Below are 24,126 nucleotides of genomic sequence, written 5' to 3'. Positions count from 1 at the left end.
GCGGCCATTCTACCAGTTCATTCTGCTGCTTGGTCTTAGACTCCTGCCGGCTCCAGGATCTGATATTTTTCGATCCGCTTTTTGAAGGTGGCCCGCGTCATGCCGAGGAGGGAGGCGGCCCGTGCCAGGTCGCCATCGGCTTTTTGGAGAGAGAACTCGACGGCGGCTTTTTCCATGGCGGAGAGGATGTCGTATTCCTTATCCTGTTCTGCCTTGGCCAGGAGGAGGGCGAGGGCGGCTTCTTCGTTGAGGACGCTTTTGTTCTCGGAAGAGTCTTGGTCCGAAGCACTGCTGAGAGCGGATTGCCCTGAGCCAATGGCGAAGTTTTGACCGAGGGGGATGTCTTTGGGAAGAAGGACATCGCGAGTGGCCAGGACGCAGGCCCGGTAGATGGTGTTTTCCAGTTCCCGCACGTTGCCTGGCCATTGGTAGCCTTCGAGATGGCGGATGCCTTCGGTCGAGAGTCGCAGGCGGGGCATGCCTTTGTGCTGGGCAATCCGCTGGAGGAAAAAGTCCGCCAAGACCCGCACGTCTTCCCGCCTTTCGCGAAGGGGTGGGATGTGAATCCGGACGACGTTCAGACGATAGAAGAGGTCCTCACGGAAGCCGCCGATTTTGATTTCCTCATCGAGATTTTTGTTGGTGGCGGCCAGGATGCGCACGTCGGTGGAGATGGTGGTGTTGCCGCCGACGCGGGAGAACTCGCCCTCTTGGAGCACTCGCAGGATTTTGCTTTGCACGCCCATCGGCATGTCTCCGATTTCGTCCAGGAAGAGGGTGCCCCCGTCGCATTGCTCGAAGCGACCCACCCGACGCTGCACGGCCCCCGTGAAAGAGCCTTTTTCGTGGCCGAAGAGTTCGGATTCCAAGAGATTATCCGGGATGGCGGCGCAGTTGATGGCCACGAAGTCTTTCTGGGCCCGGTTGCTAAAGCGATGGATGCAGTTGGCCACCACCTCTTTGCCGACCCCACTTTCGCCCGTGATCAGGACCGGCACATCCGAGCGGGAAACTCTTCCGATGAGTTTGAGGACTTCCTGCATGGAGGCGGAGCTGCCAATGATGGTTTCCTTGGCAAGTTCGCTCGCGGAGGGGGTTTCAGCGGACTGCTTGGGCGTGTCGAGCATTTGCTCTTGGGCCTGGAGGGCTTCTTCCACGATCCGGCGGAGATCAAAGGTGAGCGATTCCTTTCGCAAGAAGTCGTAGGCGCCTAGCTTCATGCATTGGATGATGCTGTTGGTGGTGGGGAAGCCGGTGAAAAGGATCACGATGGAGTTCGGCTCGTTTAGGCGGACCTTTTTGAGGAGTTCTTCGCCGGCCAAGGGGCCCACCCGCAGTTCGCTAATGAGGAGATCGGCGTGTTGGTCGAGATAGAAGTCGAGAGCTTTGCCTGAGTCGCTGAAGCCGACGACCCGGGTGGAAGGAGTTTCCAAGTGACGGACTGCCCAGTCGAGGAAGTCGGTATCAGGATCGACGACGACGACTGTTTTGGCGAGGGCAGTGGAGTTGGGTTTGCTTTTGGGCATTTCAAACGGAATCAGAGGCCACCGTAGCGGCGTTGGCGACGGCCATATTCCAAGACGGCTTCCTGGAAATCACTTTCGCGGAAGTCCGGCCAGAGTCGCTTGGTCACCACGATTTCACTGTAGCTAATCTGCCACAGGAGAAAATTGGAAATTCGCATTTCGCCGGAAGTCCGGATGAGCAGGTCGGGGTCGGGACAATCACAGGTGTAGAGATGAGCTGCGATGGTTTCGAGGTCGATCTCATCCGGCCGCATGCGACCGGCCTCAACCGAGCGGGCGATTTCCTGCATGGCGTGGCAGAGTTCTTCCCGTGCGCCATAGGAGAGGGCCAGGATCAGGCGGAGTCCACTGTTGGAGGCGGTTTGCTCGATGGAATCTTCCAGACGTTGGCGGCTGGCGGCTGGCAGGCGCTCGAGGTTCCCGATGGCTTGCAGGCGGACATTGCGCTCTTTCAGCTCGGGGGTTTTTTGCTGGAGGAAGCGCTCGAGCAATTGCATGAGGGCGGCGGTCTCGGCCGGGGGGCGCTTCCAATTCTCGGACGAGAAGGCGTAGAGCGTGAGGTAGTCGATCCCCAGTTTCTGGCAGGATTCCACCGCGGTCCGAACGGACTCCGCGCCCGCCCGGTGGCCCTCCCGACGGGGCAGGCCACGTTCGCGGGCCCAACGGCCATTGCCGTCCATGATGACGGCTACGTGACGAGGAACGGCGAGCGGGGTGTCTCGCTCGCTGGAGACGATGGTGGAAGTCGCTTCCGACATGAAATGAGGATCGCGGAAAGCTGAAGCAGTTCCCGAAAAAGGCAAGGCGGAGGAATGAAAGTCAGGCCGAGGGCCAGGCTAACCCAAGAAGCGAGAACTGAAAATGAGCCAAGCCATGTGGAGTTTGCTGAGCCGGTAGCGCTGCTCAAAGACGCGGAATCGGTCATGCCTCATTTTTTCCAGGATGCCGGAGTAGATTTTCCGCATGACTTCAGCCGGAAGCATGTTTTGGCGATCGTCTGGGTGGAGGAGTTCGCTGGCCTCCTGGTAGAGACGGCTGGCTTGGGCATACTCGAACTCCATGAGCTGGACGAAGCGCTCGTCGTGCAGGCGAGTGAACAGATCCTCTTCGCGGTAGTCGAAGCGTCGGAGGTCGGCTTCGGGAAGGTAGAGCCGTTGGCGGTCGCGCGCGTCTTCGCCCACGTCTCGGAGGATGTTCGTCCATTGGAGGGCGTGGCCCAGCTTGACGGCATAATCCCGAGCGCTTTCGTGCTGGTAGCCGAAGATTTCAATGCTGACCAGACCCACCACCGAGGCTACCAGGTAGCAGTAGTCTAAAAGGTCCTGCTGGGTGGCAAAGCGCCGTGGTTGCAAGTCGGCCTCGACTCCTTGGATGATCTCGACGAAGTGTTCGGTGGGGATGGGATAGGTCTCCCGCAGCCGCTCGGTAGCGAGCTGGGTGTCATTGGGTTCGGAAAATCCGTTTTGAAGTCCTTCTTTCCACTGAGCGAGAAGGGCGGCGCGTTTCTCGACCGGCCAGTCCTCTTCGTCCGCGATGTCATCGACCACTCGGCAGAAGGCATAGAAGTCGATCATGTCTTTTTGCTTGGGCTTCGGCAGGCAGAGGAGTGCGAAGGCCAAATTTGATTTGGCGCGCTTGGCGATTTGCGCGGTGCTTTCGCGTTCCCAGTAAGCCATATGATTCGATGAAGAGTGAGCCGGAGCGGGAGACGGGTTTCCTCGCTCCTCGCCCTCCTCCCCTTGCCTACTTGATGGGGCCCCAATGACTTGTGAAGGGCCAGTAGACGACGAGGGCGGGACCTAGGAGATTGTTTTCGGGGACGCCTTCCCAGTCGGGGGCGCCGCGGCCGCCTCCACTGCCCCAGATACGGCTGTCGGAACTGTTCCCACTGTTGTCTCCCATGGCGATGTAGCGGCGATCTTCTCCGGATGGCACTTGGTAGGGTCGGACGGGAAACTCGAGTTCGACCCCATCGGATTGTCTCAAACTGGGGAACTCATAGCCGCGGTGCCAAGGGAGCTCGGCGTACTCTTTCATGACACGCTGGATGCCTGCTTCCTGCGCTTCCTGGCCATCGATGAAGAGGAAGGGAGGGCGGAGTTCGATGGTGTCTCCGGGCAGAGCGGTCAGGCGCTTGATGTAGTGCTGGGAACCTTGCTGGGGGTCGAAGTCACTTCTCGCCTCGATGTAGTCGATGTCTTTGGTGGTGAAGACGAAGACTTCGCCGCGCTGGGGTCGCCGGAAGTGATAGGACACCCGATCAACCAAGACTTGGTCGCCGGTGTGCACCACTCCTCTTACGAGGGTTTCGCCGCGATAGACCGGCAAAGGCTCGTTCGAGAGGATGCCGGTGTCTCTTCGATCTTGTAGGAGCGTCAGCACTCTTTTGCGAGACTCGCTCCCGAGTCGATCTTCCAAAAGGGCACCGAGACCGAAGTCACGCAGAACGACCGCGACCGGGGCCGCAATGGCCACGTCCTGGCCCGAGCGAAAGACCAAGTGCGTGCGGGTAAAAAAACGGAAGTGATTGCGCTCGTAGATGCGAATGATGAGATCATCGCTTTCGGGTGAGACATTCACGTAGCTGCGTCCGCGAAGAACCTTATCGAAAGGCCGCAAGAGGGCGGAAGGGAGGGCCTCCTCGGCGGTGTAAGGGAAGCCGACTACCCCGTTCAGAGTGGGCTGCATGGAGCCGGTCGGAATTCGGAAAGGCTGAAGGAAGTAAGAGCGAATCCCGAGAGCCACCACGATGGCCACGAAGATGACTTCCACATTCTCGCGCAAGCCGCCGTCTTTCGGCTGGGGGAAGGCGCGATCGCAGGCTTTGCGCACGCTTTTAGAATGGAGTTCAATTTTGGGCCGATCTCGCGAGGCAATCCCATCGCGAAGCCCGGTCAGCTCGCGCTGGATGACCTCAGCCTGCTCCCGGCGAAGGAGGTCCTGCTTGTAGTGGAGGAACTTTTTGACTCCTTTGGCGAGGTGTTTGGCTTCTTTGAGGTATTTGGGCTGAAACATGGGAGAAGTTTCAAGTTGGAAGGTTGAAGTCTTCAGCTGGATCAGTCGGAGGTTTTCAGGACCTCGATGAAGGCTTCTTGGGGAATGCTGACTCGGCCGATGGCTTTCATGCGCTTTTTGCCTTCTTTCTGCTTTTCCAGGAGCTTGCGCTTTCGGGTGATATCGCCCCCGTAGCATTTGGCGGTCACGTTTTTGCGCATGGCGCTGATCGACTCCCGCGCTATGATTTTGCCGCCGATGGCCGCTTGGATGGCCACCACGAACATTTGCCGCGGGATGACCTCTTTGAGCTTGGCGGCCAGCTTGCGACCGTAGAGTTCGGCTTTGTCTCGATGGACGATGGTGGAGAAGGCCTCCACGGTTTCTCCCGCGATCATCATGTCCATTTTGACCAGCTTGGCTGCTTCGTAGCCATCGTGCTCATAGTCCATGGAGCCGTAGCCGCGAGTGATGGATTTCAGGCGGTCATTGAAGTCGACCAGGATTTCGTTTAGCGGCAGGCGGCAGGTCAGCATGATGCGGGTAGCGTCGAGCGTTTCGGTGTTGATGACCAAGCCGCGCTTCTCGCTGACCAACTGCATCATGTCCCCGATGTAGTCATTAGGGACAAGGATGTAGGCCTTGACCATGGGCTCTTCGATTTTTTCGATGACTTGGGCTTCGGGCAAGAAGGTGGGGTTGTCGATGTCGAGCTGCTCTCCGTCGGTTTTCGTGACGTGGAAGACCACCGAGGGATAGGTCGAAATGACATCCATATTGAACTCCCGACGAAGCCGCTCTTGCACGATTTCCATATGGAGAAGACCCAGAAAACCACAGCGGAATCCGAAACCGAGAGCGGCGCTGCTTTCGGCCATGAAGGTGAAGGCGGCGTCGTTGATTTGGAGCTTGCCCACGGCCGTTTTGAGGGATTCGAAGTCATCGGAGCTGACCGGATAAATGCCCGCGAAGACCATGGGCTGGATTTCTTTGAAGCCGGGAAGCGGGGTGGGGACGGGATTGGAGGATTCGGTGTAGGTGTCGCCGATTTTGACTTCGGCGGACGATTTCATATTGGCGATGAGGTAGCCGACATCCCCCGCTTCCAAAGCCGGCCGCTTATCCATTTTGGGAGTGAAGACGCCGACTTCCTTGACCTCGTAGTTCTTGTTGGTGGCGAAGAGATTGACCTTCAGCCCCGGCACAATCCGGCCGGAGACGACGCGCACGTAGCTGATGACGCCGCGGTAGGTATCGTAGACCGAGTCGTAGACGGAGGCCCGCAAGTAGCCGTCTTCGGGGGAAGTGGGGGGAGGGATTTTTTCAATGACCGCCTCCAGAATGTCCTCAATCCCGAGGCCGGTCTTGGCACTGGCGGGGATGGCATCCTCGGCCGGCAGCATGAGGATGTCCTCGATTTGCTTGTGGCACATCGCGAGGTTGGCACTGGGGAGGTCAATTTTATTGATGACGGGAATGATCTCCAGCTCCTGCTGCATGGCCAAGTTGACGTTGGCGACGGTTTGGGCCTCGACTCCCTGGGCGGCATCCACCAGAACGAGCGCGCCCTCGCAGGCCGCCAGGGACCGGGAAACCTCGTAGGAAAAGTCCACGTGGCCAGGGGTGTCCAAGAGGTTGAGCTTGTAGGTTTTCCCGTCTTTGGCGGGATAGAGCATGGTCACCGGATGGGACTTGATGGTGATGCCCCGTTCTCGCTCGAGGTCCATGGCGTCCAGGAGCTGATCCTGCTTTTCTCGCTCGCTGATGGTTTGGGTGAATTCCAGAAGTCGATCCGAGAGCGTGGTCTTCCCATGATCGATGTGCGCGATGATGGAGAAGTTGCGAGTCAGCTCGGTGGACATGGGCGAGAGAAAAAACGAAGCGGATAGTGCGCGAGGTTCCCTCGTTGGGCAAGCGGTTCCCTCCAAGGAAGACGGAGCTGACAAGGGCAGCAGGCCGATGGGCTGGCCTCCGGTCGAGAGCCGCCCAAAGCGCGGGGGGAGCCAGGCCCGTCTCTTGGGCCGTTTTGGCCGCGCGCCTTGGTCTCATACCAACCTCCAGAATTCGCTGGTAGAATGGAGGGAAGGTGTTGTGGGGAAGAGGCGCTGAAGCGCGGGGAAGGAAGAGCCGGTGTCTGTCGAACCAGCCCTGCGTTGCTCCTCGGTTACGGTGCTAGCACCGCGCCCTCGTCCCGCCTTGGTCTGGCCCGAAATCCACTCGGCCATTCTACCAGCTAATTCTGCAGCTTGGTCTAAGGGATTTGCTTGAGAAAGTCGAGCACCACCCCGGCCGTCAGCACTTCGGGTAGAAGGAGAGGCTCTTCTTCTCCGGGGAGGAAGAGCAGATTCATCGGGATGGCGTTTTTGCCGAGCGATTGGAGGTAGCGGGTGGCTTCGGGATTGGGTTGGTCAAAGCTTGCTTTCAGAAGCAACACTTCCCGTGCTTCCAGAAGATGGCGCACTTCTGGATCGGCGTAGGCCAGCTTATTCGTTTGGCAGGTGGCGCACCAGCGGGCGGTGAAATCCAGATAGACCGGATGTCCTTGGCTGAGGGCTTGCTCCACACGTTCGGAGGACCAAGTTTCCCAGACGAGATCGCGGGTCCCCAGTTTTCCCCAAGCGTAGGTTCCTCCGCCGAGAAGAAGGAGAAGGGCGACCAGCTTGGCCTTCCACTGGGTGGGGCGAGGGCGACGGGGCGTCCCCCATTTCCCGTAAATCCACCCGGCCAGGGCGGTCACCGGGAGGAAGAGGAGAATTGTCAGAAAGGTGCTCTCGGCCACTTGGGCTTCGATCACCCAGAGAAAGTAGGCTGCCACCCCAAAAAGAAGAAGGCCCATGAACTGTTTGAAAGTCTCCATCCAAGCGCCGGGTCGAGGGAGCTTCTCGATCAGACTCGGTTTGGCCGAAAGCAGCAGATAAGGGAGGGAAAGTCCCAGCGCCATGAGGGTGAAAGCGAGAAAGGCCCAGACCGGAGGAACGCTCAGAAGGGATCCCAAAGCCACTCCCAGAAAGGGCGCCGTGCAGGGGGTGGCCACGAGCGTGGCGAAGATGCCCGACCAGAAGCTCCCCGAAAGACCCTTTTGAGAGGAAAGCCCCGAGCCCACTGAAGTGGCGGTGAGGCCGATTTCGAAGACCCCGATGAGATTGACGGCGAAAAAGAAGAAGATCAGCAAGATGGCGAAGGTGAAGCGCGGATCGGTGAATTGCCCCCCCCAAAGTCCGCGACCGGCCAGGAAAACGCCTCCCAAGATCCAGAAGGAGAGAACTACGCCGGCGGTGAAGACCAGTCCGTGCTGGACAATCTTATTCCGATCTTGCCCCGCTTGTTGCACGAAGCCCATGATTTTGAGGCCAATGACTGGGAAGACGCAGGGCATGAAGTTTAGGATGAACCCGCCGAGTAGGGAAACGCCCAGCAAGAGCGGGAGCGGGGGGGGCTCGGCTTGGCTGGTGGGCGGCTCTTCTTCAGGGAAAAGCTGCGCCCATGGCACCACCTTCGCCTCAATCGAGAAGGCCTTGCGGTCCAAGTCGGCGATTGGTGAAGAGGAAACCACCAAGCCGGAAAGAGTGCTCGGGAAGGGTTTTCCGGACTGGCCTTTGGTCAGTTCGATGACCAGCTTCCCTTCCAAAATTTCGAAGCGACTCTCCCCAATTTTGACAGCGCTCGCCTCTTCTCCCGGGCTGTAGAATTCAGAAACCAAGTCCGCACCGTAGTAGAGCCAGGATGTCGGATCGATCTGCGAGAGGAAGGCTGGGGGAGGTTCCAATACCACTCTCACCAGCTCGCCCGCGAGAGCAGCTTGTCCGGTAGCCCAGTCGGGTTCGGCCGCGAGGGCCGCTCGGGCTTGCTGCATCCGGCTGCCTTCCGGGGAAGGACTGGCCTGGGTGCCGGGGGCGACGACTTGAAAGGTTTCAGAGAGGGTGGTTTTGCCACGTTTGCAAACTTCCTTGCAATACTGCCAATCGATCTCGGCGCTCAGCGTGACCGATTCCCCCGGCACGAGGTCCGAAGGGGCATGGAGGCGGACGAAATGGGTCGCTTGTCCAGCGTAGCCATAGCCCGGGATGCCGGAGGTGGTGATTGGCTTCGGGACAGCCAAGCGAAGGGGCTCGGCTCGGAAGCCTTCCGGCAAGGTCCAGGTGACGCGGGCTTCTTGCCCTGCCCCTCCGTGATTGAGCCAATAGGTGTGCCAGTCGGGAGCGATCGTGAAGTGGAAAGCGATCTCGAAAGGCTGCCCGGCCACCAAGTCTGAAGATTCCACCCAGGTTTCTACCGTGACTTCGTTGGTCGATGGGGAAAACGGAAATTGGCTCCGGGCGGAGGTCGCAAGTCCCAGTAGAAAAAGCAGAAGCGGCAGGCGGGGCATGACTGTTCTCAGAGCGAGTTCGGAGCAGAGCTATTCCAAGAATTGGCTTTGCGAATCGAGGGGATCAGGCAGCTGAAGCGGAGTCGGACCGATTGCGCCCAGAAGCCCACAAAAAAAGGCAGCCCCCAGGAGGAGCTGCCTCTTATCAAAGGGTGGTTCTTTAGTAATTGTAGCCGTTGCGCGCGGCTTCGCGGCGCTCCAGCTCGCGGAGGCGGGCTTCGCGGACGTCGTCTTTTTCCGCTTCATTGCCGAGATACCCGCCAGTAGCCCCTCCCGCGAGGGCGCCAATGACAGCGCCGGTGGTCGCGTTGCCCGACTGGTTTCCGATCACGCCCCCGAGGATTCCGCCAGCCACGGTGCCGACGGCCGCTGATTGAGTGGTCTTGGAATTAGGATCGATGCCGGTGCAGCCAATGGTGCCAAAACCGAGTGCGGCGCAGCAGAGAAGAAGTGTGATTTGTTTTCGCATGGTATTGGTTCAGTTGAGAGTTTGTTTTTGGAGACAGGGAGTGAGGGTGCTTTGACGGCACGAATCCTTCCACTATTCGATCCAAGGCGAGTTGTCGGCGGAATTTTTTGGGATTTTCTGATTTCAGGATTGCCAAAAGACGAGGGATTCGATATCCCCAAGGCCACCCGGTGCCGCTCCGCAATGAAACTTCTGGCTTCTTTTTTTGTTTTTCTGCTTTTTCTCCTTTTGGCTCCCTGTCTCGTAGGCGGCGAATTGTATGGCACGCTCGCTCTTGAGGACGGGTTGCCGCAGGAAGGGACGGTCATTGAGCTGCGCTCTCAGAACGGGGAGACGGTCGTAGCGGAGGCCAAGACGGATCGCTCCGGTCGCTACAGCCTGCTTTTCGAGGGCTTTCGCGGCAAGCTCCTCCTACAGGTCACGGTGCTGGAAACGGTCTACCAACTGCCGGTGATCGCCTTCGAGACGGCTTCGCAATATGACCTCGTGATCGCGCCCGACCCGGACCAGTCCGGTGAGCTTTCCCTCCAACGCCACTGAGATCGTCCCATGAGCCTGCCACAAGAACCTACGGGAGGAGGCGGTCGGCCTCGCAAGGATTTTTGGGATGTCCTGGATGTTCTTTTGCGACCTCTCTCCAGCCTCTTTGCAGCCATCGTGGTGGCCTTGATCGGTTACTTTGGTTCCAAAGTGCTGGAGGATTCCAAACGTCTGGAGAACGCCCATCGCGAACGGCTCCAACAGATGGAGCTAAACAATCGGCTCTACACCGAGCTGATTAGCCGACGGGAAGAGTCGGAAAGCGCTCTCCGAAAGGATATGTTCGTCTCCATCATCAATTCCTTCCTGAGCGGAGGGCAGGGGATGGATCACTTGGAGGAGAAGCTTCTCAATTTGGAACTGCTGGTCTACAACTTCCACGAGTCGCTCAACCTGAAGCCGCTCTTCAGCCATCTTCGGAGGGAGATCATCGACGAGATGGGGCAAGTCCAAACCGAGCTCTCCCCGCTGGAAGAAGTCGGGCTGCTCAATGTTCTGGCAGGCGAGGAGATGGTGGCTTCGGAAGACGAGGACACTTACGCCGCGCTCAAGCAGAAGGAGGAAGTCTTGCCAGTCTTTCAGGAGCGGCTTCTCCGGATCGCCCGCGAAGTGTCCGCCAAGCAAAGCTCCATTCTCGAAGGCGCGGGCCAGGTGGTGGCTTGGGCCGGGGAAATCAATCAGCGGGAGCCAGTGATTGACGAATTTCTGGAGATCGACGGCCTGCTGCGGCGCTTCAGTGTCTCGCTGCGCGGAGCGGTCGGGGATCGCGAAATCCAAGTCCGCCTCCAAATCACCAATCCGGTCGATTTGGACGAAGGCGGGGAGGAAGCTCTCTGGAGCACACCACTGAACGATGAGGTCAACGCCAGCTTCTCTCTCGGTTTCTTTGATTTCCCGATGATCGACAATTCCCGGCTCTCTCAGGATCAGCGCTGTGCGGTCGTCCTTTCAAACTACTTCCCAGAAGAGGGCCTGGCGGAGATTCGGCTCATTTACTTCCCAGGCACCCATGCCAGTTTGCGTGAAAAACCCTACATCGAGGAGATCATGAACGATCTCTTGGAAATCGGGGAGCGGGAAGAAGCGCGTTATCGGGAGCGCGAGGAGTCCATTCGGGAAAACAGCCTCAATCTGGACGATTTGGTCCCTTTCACCGATTGAGGATGGCCGCCTGCGCTTTCTTTATACCCAGCTGCAGAATTGGCTGGTAGAATGGCCGAGTGGATTTCGGGCCAGACCAAGGCGCGATGAGGGCGCGGTGCAGGCACCGTAACCGAGGAGCAACGCAGGGCTGGCTCGAAAGACACCGGCTCTCCCTTCCCCGCGCTTCAGCGCCTCTTCCCCACACCACCGCCCCTCCATTCTTCCAGTGTATTCTGGAGGTTGGTATGAGAGAAGGCCTCAGCTGCCTTTGAACTGCCCGACTAAGGAGGTGATGGTCTCCTTGGCGTCCCCATAGAGCATGCGGGTGTTGGCCCTCGTGAAGAGGGGATTGACCAGCCCGGAGAAGCCTTTCCCTTGGCCCCGTTTCAGGACGAAGGTGGTGCGGGCTTGGTGGACATTGATGATGGGCATGCCGTAGATGGGGCTGCTCTCGTCTTCGAGGGCGGCCGGATTCACGACATCGTTCGCTCCGATGACCACGGCCACGTCCGTGTTGCTCATGAGCGGATTGACGTCGTCCATCTCGGCCAACTGCTCATAGGGCACGTCCGCCTCCGCCAAGAGCACGTTCATGTGCCCCGGCATCCGTCCTGCCACCGGGTGGATGGCAAAGGAGACTTCACAGCCGTTTTCTTCCAGCAGGGCGGCCAGTTCTTTCACGGCATGCTGGGCTTGCGCCACGGCCATGCCGTAGCCCGGGACGAAGATGACCTGACTGGCGGCTTCCAGGATGTAGTAGGCATCGTCGGCCGTGATGGGTTTCATCTCGCCCTCGGCCTCGGCCCCTCCGCCGGCGCTCTCGGCCCCGAAGCCCCCGAAAAGCACATCGCCCAGCGTGCGGTTCATGGCCTTGCACATGATGATGGTCAGGATGAGACCGCTCGCTCCCACCATGGCCCCCGCCACGATGAGGACGTTGTTGAGAATGACAAAGCCGGCCGCGCAGGCCGCGATTCCGGAAAAGCTATTCAGGAGCGCAATGGCCACTGGCATATCGCCGCCTCCAATCGGCAAAACGCCCAACACTCCCAAGGCCAGCGCGAGCAGGACGATGAGGTAAAAGGCCGGGAGAGAGAAGCCGGACTGAAGCGCGTAGGCCACGCCCAAGAGCAGGAGGAGGGCGGCCACGGCCACGTTGATGGCTTTTTGGTTCGGAAAGAGGAGCGGTTTCCCGTCGAGTTTGCCCGAGAGTTTGCCGTAGGCGACCAAGCTGCCGGTGAAGGTCACTCCACCGATCACGAGGGCAGCGAAGATGACGCTATCCGTGAAAATGGGATTGGCACCGGCCGGCTGGACCTCTTCAGCCCAAGCCACCAGCAAGGAAGAGAGCCCGCCAAAGCCATTGAAGAGCGCCACGAGTTCGGGCATGCCCGTCATCTCGACTTTGCGAGCTGAGAACGCGCCCAGGGAACCGCCCAGAACGAGTCCCACCATGATCCAGGTGTAGGACATGCCGGAGGAGAGGAGAACGGCCACGATGGCCACCAGCATCCCAAGCGAAGAAAGAAAATTGCCTCGCCGAGCGGTCTCCGCCGAGCCCAGCATCTTGATGCCGAAGATGAAGAGGATCGAGGCGACGATGTAGAATAGGCTAGTCAGACCGCTCACTTCTTGCCTCCCTTCTTCTTGAACATGCCCAGCATGCGATCGGTCACGAGGTAGCCTCCCACGACGTTGATGCTGGCAAAAACGAGGGCCAGAAAGCCCAGGATCTGAGCAAAAAGGGTCGCGCCTGCGCCCGTGGCGGCGATCGCACCCACAATGGTGATTCCGGAGATGGCATTGGAGCCTGACATCAAGGGGGTGTGGAGTTGCGAGGGAACGCGCGAGATCAGCTCGAAGCCGAGAAAGATCGCGAGCGTGAAGATAAAGAGGAGAAGAATGAGTGGGTCCATGCGGTGGGAAGTCAGGCGGTGGCAAAACGTTCGTGGACGATGGCTCCTTGGTGGGCCAACAGGCAGCCCTTGAGGATTTCATCGTCTCGGTGGATCGGAATGGATTTGGATTCGGCGTCCCAGAAATGCTCGATCAGATTCACGAGGTTGGAGGCATAGACTTGGGAGGCGTGGCGGGGGACACCGCGCTCTAAAAAGCTTTCCCCGATGAGGAGGACCCCGTTCTCGGTGGTGAGGTCGCGGTCTGCAACGGTTCCTTCGACATTGCCTCCCGTGCCGGCCGCGAGGTCCACGATGACGCTCCCCGCCTTCATCCCAGCCACCATCTCGGCGGTCACGATGATGGGGGCCTTTCGGCCGAAGAGCTTGGCGGTCGTGATGACGATATCGGCCTGGGCGCAAGCTTTGGCCAGCCCTTGGCGCTGCAAGTCGAGCTGCGCTGGGGTCAGCTCCTTCGCGTAGCCTTGGTCGGTGCCCCCCGTTTCCCCGAGGTCGATTTTGAGAAATTTGGCCCCTAAAGATTGCACCTGTTCTTCAACCTCAGGCCGGGTGTCAAAGGCTTCCACCCGAGCACCCAAGCGCTTGGCGGTGGCAATCGCTTGGAGACCGGCCACCCCCACGCCTACGATCAGGACCTTGGAGGGCGAAAGCGTCCCGGCCGGGGTCATCATCATGGGGAGGGCGCCGTTGGAATGCCAGGCGGCTGCCAGGACGGCGTTGTAGCCGGCCAGGTTGGCTTGGGAGCTAATGACGTCCATTTTCTGGGCCAGCGTCGTGCGGGGCAGCAACTCCAGAGAGAGAGCGGTCACGCCGGCCTCGGCCCAAGCTTGCAGTCGTTCCCTACCCGAAAAGGGATCCAAGAAACCGGCTACTATGGCCTCTTTTTTTAGCCGTCGAATCCAGTCAGCCGGGGGCGGCTGCACCACGCCGATGAAATCGGCCTCAGCCAGAGGGGCGTCGTCACGACTGAGGCTGGCTCCAGCTTTTTCGTAAAGCGCATCCGGCAGGCCTGCCGCTTGTCCGGCCCCAGCCTGGACCACCACTTCCGCTTCCAGAGCCTTCAGTTTGCCGAGGAGAGCCGGGACAGCCGCCACCCGCGTCTCAGGCTCCAGTTCTTTAGGGAAAAAGAATTTCATGCAAAGGAAAACCTAGCATGGTCCTGGCAGAAGGAGCCATCGGTAATTGTGAAGGGGGAAGCAAATCTTGCAATTCAGCGCTAATTTCTTCAGACTGCCGCAAGCATGAAGTGGCGACGCTTTGAATTCGGCGAGCTACCTGGGGGGACGAAAGCCCGTCTTTTCGAGCTGGAAGGGGAGGGGGGCTTGCGGGTTTCGCTGAGCGACTTTGGCGGCCATGTGACGAGGATTCAGGTGCCCACTCACGAGGGCCTGCGCGACGTCGCCCTCGGCCATGATCGACTCGAACCGTATCGGATCACGGAGGGCAATCCTTACCTCGGCTCCCTCATCGGACGTTTTGCCAATCGGATCCGAGAGGGTCGCTTCGTGTTGGACGGGGAGGAGCATCAGGTAGCCGTGAATGAGTCGCCTCACACGCTGCACGGTGGTGATGGCGGATTTCATAGCCGGCTGTGGCGGGCCACTCCCCTTACGGACGGGGATCGAGTGGGCCTCCGCTTGGAAAGAGAAAGTCCCCATGGGGAGGAAGGGTTTCCTGGGAGGCTCTTGGTGACGGTCTTCTATTGGGTCCGAGCGGACAATGCGCTGGAGATCCGCTACCAAGCCCGGACTGATCGACCGACCATCCTCAACCTCACCAATCATACTTACTTCAATTTGGGGGGGAGGGGCGAGGAGATTGGTGAGCACCAGGCGGTCATCCACGGTTCCCGCTTTTTGCCAATCGACCCCGAATTCATCCCGACGGGGGATTGGCTCCCGGTGGCGGGCACGCCCTTTGATCTTCGATCTCCCCGGCCGATCGGCCAAGGCTTGCGAAGCGGGCACCCCCAGATTCGGAGAGCCAAGGGCTATGATCACACCTGGGTCCTCGATGGTCCCGATAAGAAGGGCCAGGAGCTGCGCCCGGCCGCGAAAGTGGAGGCGGAGGGCGTGGCCCTCGAGGTCTGGACGGACCAGCCGGGGCTGCAATTCTATACCGGCAACTCTCTCGACGGGAAGGCGAGGGGACGCCACGGGCAGCGACTGGCCCGGCAGACCGGCTTTTGCTTGGAAGCGCAGAATTTTCCGAACGCGCCGAACCACGCGCACTTCCCCTCATCGGTGCTGCGCCCCGGTGAGACTTATCGACAACGGACCGAATACCGTTTTCGCTAGATTTCGCAGAGGGACCGCGCTGCGCCAGGATGAGCAATTCTTGAACAGGAACGGAAAAACCTGCCAGCAGTTCCCGTATTGACTCGTGGGAAAGACTTCCCCAGCTTATTCCCCTCTTTGTCCACCACCCCCCACCTTATGTCGAAACGCGTTTTTCGGGCAGCCCTCTTGAGTAGCCTTTTTTTGCCCGTGCTGGCGGTCTCCGCCTCGGAACCCCTTTGGAAACTACAGGAATGGGAGACAGGGCGCCAGCTAGTCTGGGCCCAGCCAGGTCAAGGAGGGGACTTCGGAAAGGCCAAGAATTGGCTCGAAAACGGGTCGCCAGCTAAGTCGGCTCCCGATCGGGAGACAGACGTCTTGCTCCCGGCAGCACCCAAGCATTACCAAGTGAAGGGCTCTCGAAATCACCAGGTCCGCCATGTGGTGGTGGAGAAAAACGGAGAGTTGGGGGGAGGCCACCGCAACGAATTGGAAATCTGGGGCAATGTCGATATTCTGGCAGGGGGTTGGATGCAGTTTGTTTCCATTCGCGGAGACAAGGACACCTACTTCCAGATCGAAGACCCCGTTTTTCCTGACGGCAAACGCATCTACCGACACGTCCGCAACACCATCCCGAAGTCGAAGTCGTGTAATACCCAAATCTCTCACAAGTTTCAGATTGCAAAAATCGGGAACAAGTCAGTGGAGTTTCTGAGCGATGTGGGGGTGAGCGATGAGGTGATGCTCCAGCACGGTAAGTGCATCATCAGCGCTGATTTTCGTTTCAGCGGAGCCACCAACAAGGGCGCTTTCGAGATCTACGATGGCGGCATTCTGGAAATCCAGTCGGGAGGTCGTTTGGCCCCTTTCATCAACGATAACGCCAAGGCGGTCTACAACGTGAACCTTTACCGCAATGGGGTGATCCAAGCCGGGTCTCCCGAACGGCCCCTGACCGAAGATGCGTTTCTTTGCCTTGGATTTGCCAAAAATGACAAGCCGGGTCGGAGTGGCTTGTATGCGGCGCTCGGGTCTTTCATTCGGGTCTATTCGGCGGACCCCAAGACGGCGCGGTTGGTCGTGACCTCGATCACGTCCATTGACGATTTCCGGGATGGGCAAGGTCGGCCCGTGGGCAATCCCCAAGAAGCCGCCAAGGGAAACAAGGGCGTCATGTTGCAACTGGCGGGTGATGTGAAGTTGAACGGGGTGCATTTCGATTACATCGCCAACAAAGGAATCGGTCTTTTGGACCCCTCCATGGCCGATGAGTGGGAGAATGTGACCTTCGGTGACAAGTGCGCCTCCCGTAGTCCGCAGCAGTTGATTTCTAAAATGGAAGCGGACCCGAATACCTACTATCACGCACGAGGCGATCAGAAGTCTGAATATGGTCTTACCCTGACGGCTATGGCCTCCATGGAAAAGCACTTGAAGAAGTTCGACCCCTTTCAGCTCGCCACCTATCCCGAGAACACGAAGCTGAAAAAAATCGGCAAAGGCAAGGAAATGGTGGAAACACCGATCGCCGTGATTTTTGAGGATTCGGTTACGGTGGAAATCCAGTGCAAAGTGCCAGGAGCACAAATTCGCTACAGCACTGATGGGAGCCTCCCCGATGGGAGTTCGCCGGTTTACACCGGACCCTTCGAACTCCGAGAGACCACCAAGTTGACTGTGCGGGCCTACAAACAAGGAGTGGGGCTTAGCCCCACTTACACGACCTCCTATGTGGTCCAGTAAGCCCTGTGTCATGAAACGATTTGTTTTCGTGGGAGGGCTGCTTTGGTGGCTGGGTTGCGCGAGCACGCAAGCGGTCATCAATCCCGCACTCCAGCCGGATGTTTATTATGAACGGTATGACAACGTCCTGGTTTTGGAGCTGAAGGCGCTCGAGCCGGAGAGCGGGATTCTGCAATGCCGGGTGGTGGAGGCGATCAAAGGCACTGCCCCGCCCGAGGGCTTGGTTTCGATCACTTTTGCGGGGGAGCTTCTCGGCGTGGTGCGTGAGAAGACGGCCTCTGGCCAGTGGAAGGTGGGGGATCAGTTTCCCGTCTTTGCTGGCAAGCCGAGCCGACGGAAATCCCAGCGCCAAGTGAGGCTGTATCTGGATGAATTCTTTGTGGGTGAAGTCCGAGAGATCGGCGATTTCGTGGTGGGACTATCGCAAGAGATGGAACTCGATCCTGAGGGAAATCGTGTCAACACTCTCGCCGGAATCTACACCGGGATGACCACGGAACTGATCCGAATGCTTCGTCACATGCGGGAAGACATCGATTTTTATCCGCGCAAAGCCTATGTGAAATTCCAGCCGGACAGGCTGATTTTGGAAGTGAATGAGGCGATCGAAGGAGTGGCGATGTATGACCTCAATGGAGATGGCCTAGAAGACTTGATTGCCTGTTCGCCAGCCGGGGATCGGATCATTCAACAAGTGGAGCCTATGAAGTTTGTGGACGTGAGCGAGGCTTTCGGCGTCGCCACCGCGAGCGTGAGCTGTTCGCTGGCGGATTTCGACGCGGATGGGCTCTCCGATGTTCTCTTTGGTTCTCGGCTCTTTCGCGGAACCTTTGCGGAGACCTTCACACTGGTGGAAGTGCCGCAAGCTCTTGCACTGCCAGCGGGAGCGACCCTCAAGAGTGCCTCCTTCGTGGAACTCAATGGGGATGGCTATCCTGATGTTTTGGCCAGCTTGGCAGGCGGGGGCTTGCGAGCCTTCCTCAATCCAGGAGGCCAAGAGGGCGGCTTCCGCGAGGTGAGTGAATCACTCCATTTGCCACAGGAGGGAAATGGCTATTTCTCGGTCGGAGATTGGAATGGCGACCTCCAAACGGATCTTTTTTATGCGGTAGAGCAAGGTCTCCTTCTAGTTCAGGACAAGCAGGGAATCTTCCAAAAACAGGAACATGATATTGATTTCAATTTCCGAACCGGCCTGGACACCTACGGGGAGACGGGCGCTGGGGTCTTCATGCCGACCTATCTGAGCGATCAGATGGATCTGGTGATTCCGATTGAAAAGGATTGGCTGATTGTGACCAATCGGGACGGGGTCCCCACCGACATCACTGCCTATGGCAATGAAATCAGCGAAGGTTCCGATTTTCACCTGGCCACGGTCTACGCCGATCTGAATGTGGACGGGTATATGGATCTCTACACGGTGGCGGACCAAGGCAAGGAAAACCGTTACATAATCAATCGAGGATACGGTTCTTACATGCACTCGAAGGTGCATGTGGACGAAAAGCCGCTTTTCAAAGGGCCGGCCCACGCTTCGGGCGGCCGTGCTTTGGCGGTCGGTGATGCCAATGAAGACGGCGCTCCCGATCTTTTGATTGGAAATGCACAGGGCCAGCTTTTTCTGATCGTGAATGAGACCCTTTCGATGCGCCAAGAGGGGGACTTGCTGAAGAAAGACGAACGTCGCTTGCTGCAGGTTCGCGTGTGCTCGGTGCGGGTGCTGGGTCCGAAAGGAGTGGTGGGGGCGCGGGTGCGGCTCTTGAATGAGCAAGGGGAGGTGGTAGCCCGGAAGGACATCGGGACCAATTTGGCAACCGGGTGCCGCAGTCCGGATCAGGTGAATTTGGCGGTTCGAGAACCAGGGCCGTATCGCGTCCAAGTGATCTACGCGGATGGCCACCAGCGGGAGTGGGAGGTCGATTTAGGAGAGACCAGGCGGGTCTCTCTGGTGGCCGAACGGGGGGACCAAAAAGTATCGAATGATGTTTGGAAATGACCTGGCGGTGGTGCCGATTTTGGTGAGTGGGGGAGCCGCGATTCTCCCGGCTATTGCCGCGGGGCTGGCGACCTTTTTCACTCTGCTCTTCAAGCCAAAGGCCCTGCTGGCGGCCTGTCGGCGAAAGCCAAAGATGGCTTTTTCGGTCTTGGCTGGGATCACGGGGGTGGTGCTTTTGGTGGTGATGTGGCCTGCGCCCGCGGTTTCCGGTGGGCGAGGCCAAGACCGGCGGGCCGGCGTGGTCGGCGGGGCGGCGGGGGCTTCGGTTTATGTCGATTGGACTGAAGTGGCCTTGGCGCGAATCGAGGCCAAGGCGCGCGGGGTGGTTCAGGACCCTGCTCCGGCTCCCTCGTTTTCCCCGGAAGCGAGAGAGACGCCTCTCATTTTCCGTGGCAATGCCTTGCGCTTGGGAGCGGAAGGGAGCGCTCCTGTGGGGGATTTGCAGTTGGTCTGGGACTACTATCCCAGCTGGGTCGATTTTGATGGAACCGTGGAAACGGTCGAAAGCGCCATGATGCTTTCCAGTCCGCTGGTTTTTGGAGATCGGGTTTATAGTGCTTCCTGCGAGTTGGATCCACCGGATAGCTATGGCATCGTTTTTTGCGTGGATGCGCGGACGGGGGAGACCATTTGGTCGGTGGACCAAGTGGGGGGCGAGGAGCTAATGGGCTTCTTTAGTTCTCCCGCCCTGACAGCTGATGGAAAATACCTGCTGATCGGACAAGGGCTCCACCCTGACACGAACTGCCGCTTGCTCTGTCTCGATGCCGAGACCGGAGAGGTGAAGTGGACGGTCACGACGGAGCTGCACATTGAAAGCTCCCCGGCCATTGAGGAGGGCATCGTCTACGTCGGGGCGGGGGCCATTGAAGACCCCGTCACCCGCCAGCCAAAGAGCCATCCAGGCTATGTCTTTGCGGTCCGGATTGCTGACGGGAAGGAGCTTTGGAGGCATCAGGTGAACGACCCGGAGAGTTCTCCGGTCGTGCAAGACGGGGTGGTCTACATCGGGAGCGGCTTCAATGGCCAGGCGGTGGTGGCTCTGCGAGCGGAGGCCACTCTGCCCGATGGGGTGGAGCGAGAGATCTGGCGAACCGAAACCCCTTATCCCATCACGGGGGCGGTCACCCTGAAGGATGGCACCTTGTATGTCGGTGGAGGAAATGGGGATTTTGTTTTCCGTGATCCCAATCCGGCGGGGGTCATTGTGGCTCTCGAGGCGAAGACCGGTGCGCTCAAGTGGCAGGCCAAGATGCCGGATGCCGTTTTGGGAGCGGTGGCCGCGGCCGAGTCTTTGGTGGCGCCGGTCGCTTCGGGCCAGGTGGTGGCCTTGGATCCAGAGAATGGGGAGATCTTGTGGGAGACGATCCTGAGCGGGCGAGCCCCCGTGCTGGCTGGAGCCGCCGTGGTCCAGGATTGGGTCTACGCGGTCAGTCACGATGGCTACCTCGCCAAGCTTTCGCTGAGCGATGGCTCGATCGTGGAAAGAGTTTACCTCAACGATCGGGCGCGCCCCGGCGAACAAGGCCTTTCCATCAGCTCTCCTTTTCTTTCGGGTGGCCGACTTTTTGTGGGAAGCGAAACCGGAGGGCTGCGCTGCTATGAGGGGCGCAAGTGATCTGCTGCTGCCACTGAGAGAGGCCCGCGCCATTGAGTCCGCTGGTGGCAAGGCCATCAATCTGGCCCAGCTTCTCCAAGCCGGGCTCCCCGTGCCGGAGGGGTGGGTGGTGACAACGCGGGCGGATCGATCCGCCCCGGACGGAAGAGTCTCGGCCAGCTTGGCGGAAGAGCTGGCAAGCGCGCTCGGCCCATTCGAAGGGAGGCGCTTTGCCGTTCGTTCGTCCGCGACCGCGGAAGACTTGGCAGGGGCGTCCATGGCCGGGCAGTATGAAAGCTATCTCAATCTGGAAACGATCGCAGAAATCACGGAAGCCATTGAGAAGTGCTGGGCCAGTGTCCGCAGTGCCCGCAGCCGAGCTTACTTGGCGGAGCAGGGCCTGTCGTTCGAGGCAGTCGAGATGGCGGTCGTGGTGCAGCAACAGGTGGCGGCCGAGGCAGCGGGCGTGCTCTTCACGGTCGATCCCAAATCCGGCTCGCGCGATCACATGGTTCTGGAAGCCTGCTGGGGTCTGGGCGAAGCGCTCGTTTCGGGCGAGGTGCAGCCCGACCTGGTGCGGCTGACCCGCGCTGGCCATCTGGAGGTCGATTACCGAGTCGCCCCCAAAGCATTGGCCCTGGTGGCGGGTAGCCGGGACTTCCAGGCCGTGCCGGCCGAAAAGCAGAAGCGAGCCTGCCTCAGCTTTGCCCAAGTCCAGCAACTTCGTGAAATGGGATTGAAGGCGGAGGCGCACTTTGGCAGCCCGCAAGACATTGAATGGGCCGTCCAGGAAGGACAGGTCTACTTTCTCCAATCGCGCGCCATCACCACCCTGGCCGAAAGCGAGACTTTCCAGCGGCTTCTGGAGAGCACGCGGGCAGGGCTCACGCAGGCGGCCGAGGAGGGGAGGGGCCCTTGGGTGCGCCATAACTTGGGCGAGACCTTGCCTCATCCCACCGCCCTGACTTGGTCGCTCTTGGCTCCTTTTATGTCGGGCCGGGGCGGCTATGGCAAAATGCACGAGGAACTCGGTTTTAAACCAGGCCCGACCGTGCAGACCGCCAGCTTCTTGGAGCGAATCGGCGGAGAGATTTACATGGACTGCTCCCGCATGACGGAGATGTTCAGCCCGGGCTATCCGTTGGCCTACGACCCCGTGCGGCTCCGAAAGGATCCCGACGCCGCCCAAAGCTCCCCCACGCTGGCGAAGGGCTCACTCAAGGAACGCGCTCAGGCGGCTCGCTTGGCGACCACGGTGGCGCAACGGATCGAGGAATTGTCCCGCGATTTGGATCATCGCTTGGAAAAGGAGTGGATCCCCGCCATCTCCGCTTGGGTCCGGGAGCAAGAAAGCCTAGCCCTCGAAACGCTCTCGGATCCCGAACTGGCTGAGCTGTGGTGCAGCCAAACTGCCAAGGTTCTGGACGACTTTGGAGCGACTGCCTTTTTGCCGAGTGCGGTGGAAGTGGCGGCCATGGAGGAGCTGAGGAGTGTTTTGGCTGAAGACGCTTGGGAATTTGACCAGGAGGAAACGTTGGCCACTCTCGCGGTCAGCCCGACCGCCGATCAAACCTTAGCCGCCAACCTGGCGCTCTCCCATCTGTCTCAAGAAGAGTGGTTGCAGAGCTACGGGCACCGGGCGACCGCCGAGTTCGAGCTGGCTGCCCCTCGCTGGTCGGAAGAAGAGGGTCTCTTTAAGAGGCTCCGGGAGCAAGTGGGCGGGACCGATCTAGAAGAGCTTCATCAGGACCGGCTGCGGCGGGCTGAGACTTGCCTAGAGGCGCTTCAAAAAGCGCTCCCCGCCCCCGCTTTCGGCCGCGTGAGGGCGGCCGTGGAGCGGGTCCGACGTTACTTGCGCTTTCGGGAAGATGGCAAGTTTCACCTCATTCGCGCTTACTCTCAGCTAAGACCGACGGCGCTGGAAGTAGGTCGTCGGCTAGGCTTGGGAGAAACGGTTTTTCACCTCCGAAGCGAAGAGATGTTGGCTGCTTTGGAAAGCGGCTTTGTTCCGGAGGATCGGGTGGCGCTGAGAGCTCGCGAATACCGTGTCGAAAAGCGCCTCCGCCTGCCTCATGTGATTGAGGCGGATGACATCCCCTCTCTGGGGCAAGCGCCGCCCCCTGCCTCTGGCTCCGCTCTCAAGGCGCATCCGGTTTCCAGAGGGGCCGCCCGCGGGCCCGCTTCGGTCGTGCTCGATCCGGCTGAAGCGGATTCTTTTCCCGAGGGCGGGGTCTTGGTTTGCCCCTCGACCGACCCCTCCTGGACACCCCTCTTCGCCAAGGCGGCCGGCCTCGTTTTGGAACGCGGTGGCTCGCTCTCCCACGGGGCGATCGTGGCTCGTGAAATGGGCTTGCCCGCCGTGGTGCTGGAAGGGGCGACCCAAAGCCTGCAGGAGGGCGAACAGCTGACAATCGATGCTCAGGCGGGCTGGGTCCATCGGGGCCAAGAGGCCCCGGGAGATCCTTCTCCGCAGATTGAAGCAAGCCTCCTCCCGCCTCCTCCCGGACGAAAGGAGCAAGCACGCAATCGCGCTGGGCTGGGGGCTGCCGTGGCCTGGGGGTCCGTGCTGGCGCTGGTTTTTGTTCTGCCTGCCCCTTGGTTCAAGGACCCGATTTACCGAGTCTTCGATGCCTTGATTTGGCCGCTGGTGGCCTCCATCGGGATGGTCGGGGCGGTGGCGGCGGTGGCCCTTTTTTTCGGCTGGGTGCCGATCCTTCTGCAAAAGTTTTTTACTGACAATCCGCGGCTTTTGGAGGCCAAGCGACGGGCCGGGCGACTGCGCAAGGAAGCGGCCAAGCACCCTGCCGGCCATCCCCTCCGCCAGCGCATGGAGAAGCTGGCCTCGGCTGTCACGGGGCGCATTTTGAAGGCGGCCATGGTGCCCTTGGCCTTGCTGCTCGGGCCGATGCTTTTGATTTTCCTGTGGTTCCCTACCCGAGTGGACCCTGCTTCCTGGAATGCGGAACCGGGACGGATGGTGAGCGTGGTGGCTGAAATCGCGGGCGATAGTCCTGACCTCTTTCAGCTCAAAGTGGATGAGCCTCTCCGAATCCCTTTCGACCAACAACAGCGCCTTCCAGCCTTGCGCCAAGAATTGGAAGAGCTACGCGGCGAGTGGCGGGCTTCCAGCGATCTCTCGGCCTTCCCTTGGGAAGTCCAAAGCGCGGCCGACCAGACGAGGCTGACCTTGCTCAGCAGTTTGGACGCTTTTCTCAGAGGGAAGCTACCGTCGCAAAAGCTCAGTTGGCTGGTCGAAGTGCCTGAGGAGGCGGAGGGGCTCTTTCCGGCCGGCTTGCAAGTCGACGGCCAGACGGTGCTGGACTTTGAATTGGCTCTGGGCACTCGGGTCCCTCCGCGTCCAGCCGCTTTTGCTGAGGTCTCGCCGGAGGTTCTCTCCCTTCAGATCAATTACCCACGTCGACTTCAAAAAGGGCAGTTTTTTGTCCTCCCAGGGACCCGCATGGATCTTGGCTGGCTCGGCGTCTACCTTCTGGCTTATTTGCCGGTCATTTTCATTGCCAAGGCAGTGCTTCGCGTTCCGTAATTTCCCCTGA

At 59.5% G+C, this 24,126-nt stretch carries 17 protein-coding genes; 7 read left to right on the top strand and 10 right to left on the bottom strand.

Going from position 1 to position 24,126, the window contains the following annotated elements; genetic code table 11:
- Nucleotides 1-35: 35 nt before the first annotated feature.
- From AAF555_00900 to AAF555_00870, 7 genes are all read right to left on the bottom strand, one after another.
- Nucleotides 36-1,526 carry a sigma-54 dependent transcriptional regulator gene (locus tag AAF555_00900; GenBank protein MEM6910116.1) on the bottom strand — a complete coding sequence of 497 codons (1,491 nt, stop codon included), beginning with the start codon at nucleotides 1,524-1,526 and terminating at the stop codon, nucleotides 36-38.
- An 11-nt stretch (nucleotides 1,527-1,537) separates the two neighbouring features.
- On the bottom strand, nucleotides 1,538-2,284 hold the full coding sequence (locus tag AAF555_00895) for an isoprenyl transferase (protein MEM6910115.1): 747 nt from the start codon (nucleotides 2,282-2,284) through the stop codon (nucleotides 1,538-1,540).
- Nucleotides 2,285-2,362: 78 nt separating this feature from the next.
- On the bottom strand, nucleotides 2,363-3,202 hold the full coding sequence (locus AAF555_00890; GenBank protein MEM6910114.1) for a squalene/phytoene synthase family protein: 840 nt from the start codon (nucleotides 3,200-3,202) through the stop codon (nucleotides 2,363-2,365).
- Nucleotides 3,203-3,269: 67 nt separating this feature from the next.
- On the bottom strand, nucleotides 3,270-4,541 hold the full coding sequence (lepB, locus tag AAF555_00885; GenBank protein MEM6910113.1) for a signal peptidase I: 1,272 nt from the start codon (nucleotides 4,539-4,541) through the stop codon (nucleotides 3,270-3,272).
- Nucleotides 4,542-4,582: 41 nt separating this feature from the next.
- A complete protein-coding gene (lepA, locus tag AAF555_00880; GenBank protein ID MEM6910112.1) occupies nucleotides 4,583-6,382 on the bottom strand; it encodes a translation elongation factor 4 in 1,800 nt (599 codons plus the stop codon).
- Nucleotides 6,383-6,771: 389 nt separating this feature from the next.
- Nucleotides 6,772-8,886 carry a protein-disulfide reductase DsbD domain-containing protein gene (locus tag AAF555_00875; protein ID MEM6910111.1) on the bottom strand — a complete coding sequence of 705 codons (2,115 nt, stop codon included), beginning with the start codon at nucleotides 8,884-8,886 and terminating at the stop codon, nucleotides 6,772-6,774.
- Nucleotides 8,887-9,046: 160 nt separating this feature from the next.
- Complete coding sequence (locus AAF555_00870) at nucleotides 9,047-9,355, bottom strand: glycine zipper domain-containing protein (protein MEM6910110.1); 309 nt, start codon at nucleotides 9,353-9,355, stop codon at nucleotides 9,047-9,049.
- Nucleotides 9,356-9,538: 183 nt separating this feature from the next.
- Here AAF555_00870 and AAF555_00865 point away from each other — a divergent pair, with 183 nt between their 5' ends.
- Together AAF555_00865 and AAF555_00860 are read left to right on the top strand one after the other, a co-directional pair.
- Nucleotides 9,539-9,895, top strand: a complete 357-nt coding sequence (locus AAF555_00865) for a hypothetical protein (GenBank protein ID MEM6910109.1) — start codon at nucleotides 9,539-9,541, stop codon at nucleotides 9,893-9,895.
- 9 nt (nucleotides 9,896-9,904) lie between these two features.
- A complete protein-coding gene (locus AAF555_00860; protein MEM6910108.1) occupies nucleotides 9,905-11,056 on the top strand; it encodes a hypothetical protein in 1,152 nt (383 codons plus the stop codon).
- 240 nt (nucleotides 11,057-11,296) lie between these two features.
- On the opposite strand, the gene AAF555_00855 is transcribed toward AAF555_00860, so the two are convergent.
- Genes AAF555_00855 through AAF555_00845 form a run of 3 tightly spaced genes read right to left on the bottom strand, consistent with a single transcriptional unit; the run spans nucleotide 11,297 to nucleotide 14,090 of the window.
- Entirely contained in the window at nucleotides 11,297-12,667 is a 1,371-nt protein-coding gene (locus AAF555_00855) for an NAD(P)(+) transhydrogenase (Re/Si-specific) subunit beta (GenBank protein MEM6910107.1), read from the bottom strand.
- Nucleotides 12,664-12,954 carry an NAD(P) transhydrogenase subunit alpha gene (locus AAF555_00850; protein ID MEM6910106.1) on the bottom strand — a complete coding sequence of 97 codons (291 nt, stop codon included), beginning with the start codon at nucleotides 12,952-12,954 and terminating at the stop codon, nucleotides 12,664-12,666. The genes AAF555_00855 and AAF555_00850 overlap by 4 nt, the downstream gene beginning before the upstream one ends.
- Nucleotides 12,955-12,965: 11 nt before the next feature.
- The gene (locus tag AAF555_00845) at nucleotides 12,966-14,090 is read right to left on the bottom strand and encodes an NAD(P) transhydrogenase subunit alpha (GenBank protein ID MEM6910105.1); all 1,125 of its coding nucleotides are present in this window, start codon (nucleotides 14,088-14,090) and stop codon (nucleotides 12,966-12,968) included.
- Between the two features lie 105 nt (nucleotides 14,091-14,195).
- Here AAF555_00845 and AAF555_00840 point away from each other — a divergent pair, with 105 nt between their 5' ends.
- The 5 genes from AAF555_00840 (at nucleotide 14,196) to AAF555_00820 (ending at nucleotide 24,116) form a co-directional block, all read left to right on the top strand.
- The gene (locus AAF555_00840; protein ID MEM6910104.1) at nucleotides 14,196-15,251 is read left to right on the top strand and encodes an aldose epimerase family protein; all 1,056 of its coding nucleotides are present in this window, start codon (nucleotides 14,196-14,198) and stop codon (nucleotides 15,249-15,251) included.
- Between the two features lie 138 nt (nucleotides 15,252-15,389).
- Nucleotides 15,390-16,976 carry a chitobiase/beta-hexosaminidase C-terminal domain-containing protein gene (locus AAF555_00835; GenBank protein MEM6910103.1) on the top strand — a complete coding sequence of 529 codons (1,587 nt, stop codon included), beginning with the start codon at nucleotides 15,390-15,392 and terminating at the stop codon, nucleotides 16,974-16,976.
- A gap of 10 nt (nucleotides 16,977-16,986) precedes the next feature.
- Nucleotides 16,987-18,975: a VCBS repeat-containing protein gene (locus AAF555_00830; protein ID MEM6910102.1), complete on the top strand. Its 1,989-nt coding sequence runs from the start codon at nucleotides 16,987-16,989 to the stop codon at nucleotides 18,973-18,975.
- Nucleotides 18,959-20,593 (top strand): PQQ-binding-like beta-propeller repeat protein, encoded by a 1,635-nt coding sequence (locus AAF555_00825; protein ID MEM6910101.1) that lies wholly within the window; start codon nucleotides 18,959-18,961, stop codon nucleotides 20,591-20,593. Before AAF555_00830 ends, AAF555_00825 begins: the two co-directional genes overlap by 17 nt.
- Nucleotides 20,577-24,116: a PEP/pyruvate-binding domain-containing protein gene (locus AAF555_00820; GenBank protein ID MEM6910100.1), complete on the top strand. Its 3,540-nt coding sequence runs from the start codon at nucleotides 20,577-20,579 to the stop codon at nucleotides 24,114-24,116. The genes AAF555_00825 and AAF555_00820 overlap by 17 nt, the downstream gene beginning before the upstream one ends.
- The last annotated feature ends 10 nt before the right edge of the window (nucleotides 24,117-24,126 follow it).

Source organism: Verrucomicrobiota bacterium, from assembly GCA_039027815.1.
GTDB lineage: Bacteria > Verrucomicrobiota > Verrucomicrobiia > Verrucomicrobiales > JBCCJK01 > JBCCJK01.
The sequence above is the reverse complement of the archived record's forward strand: the minus strand, read 5'-3'. Positions and strand labels throughout refer to the sequence as shown.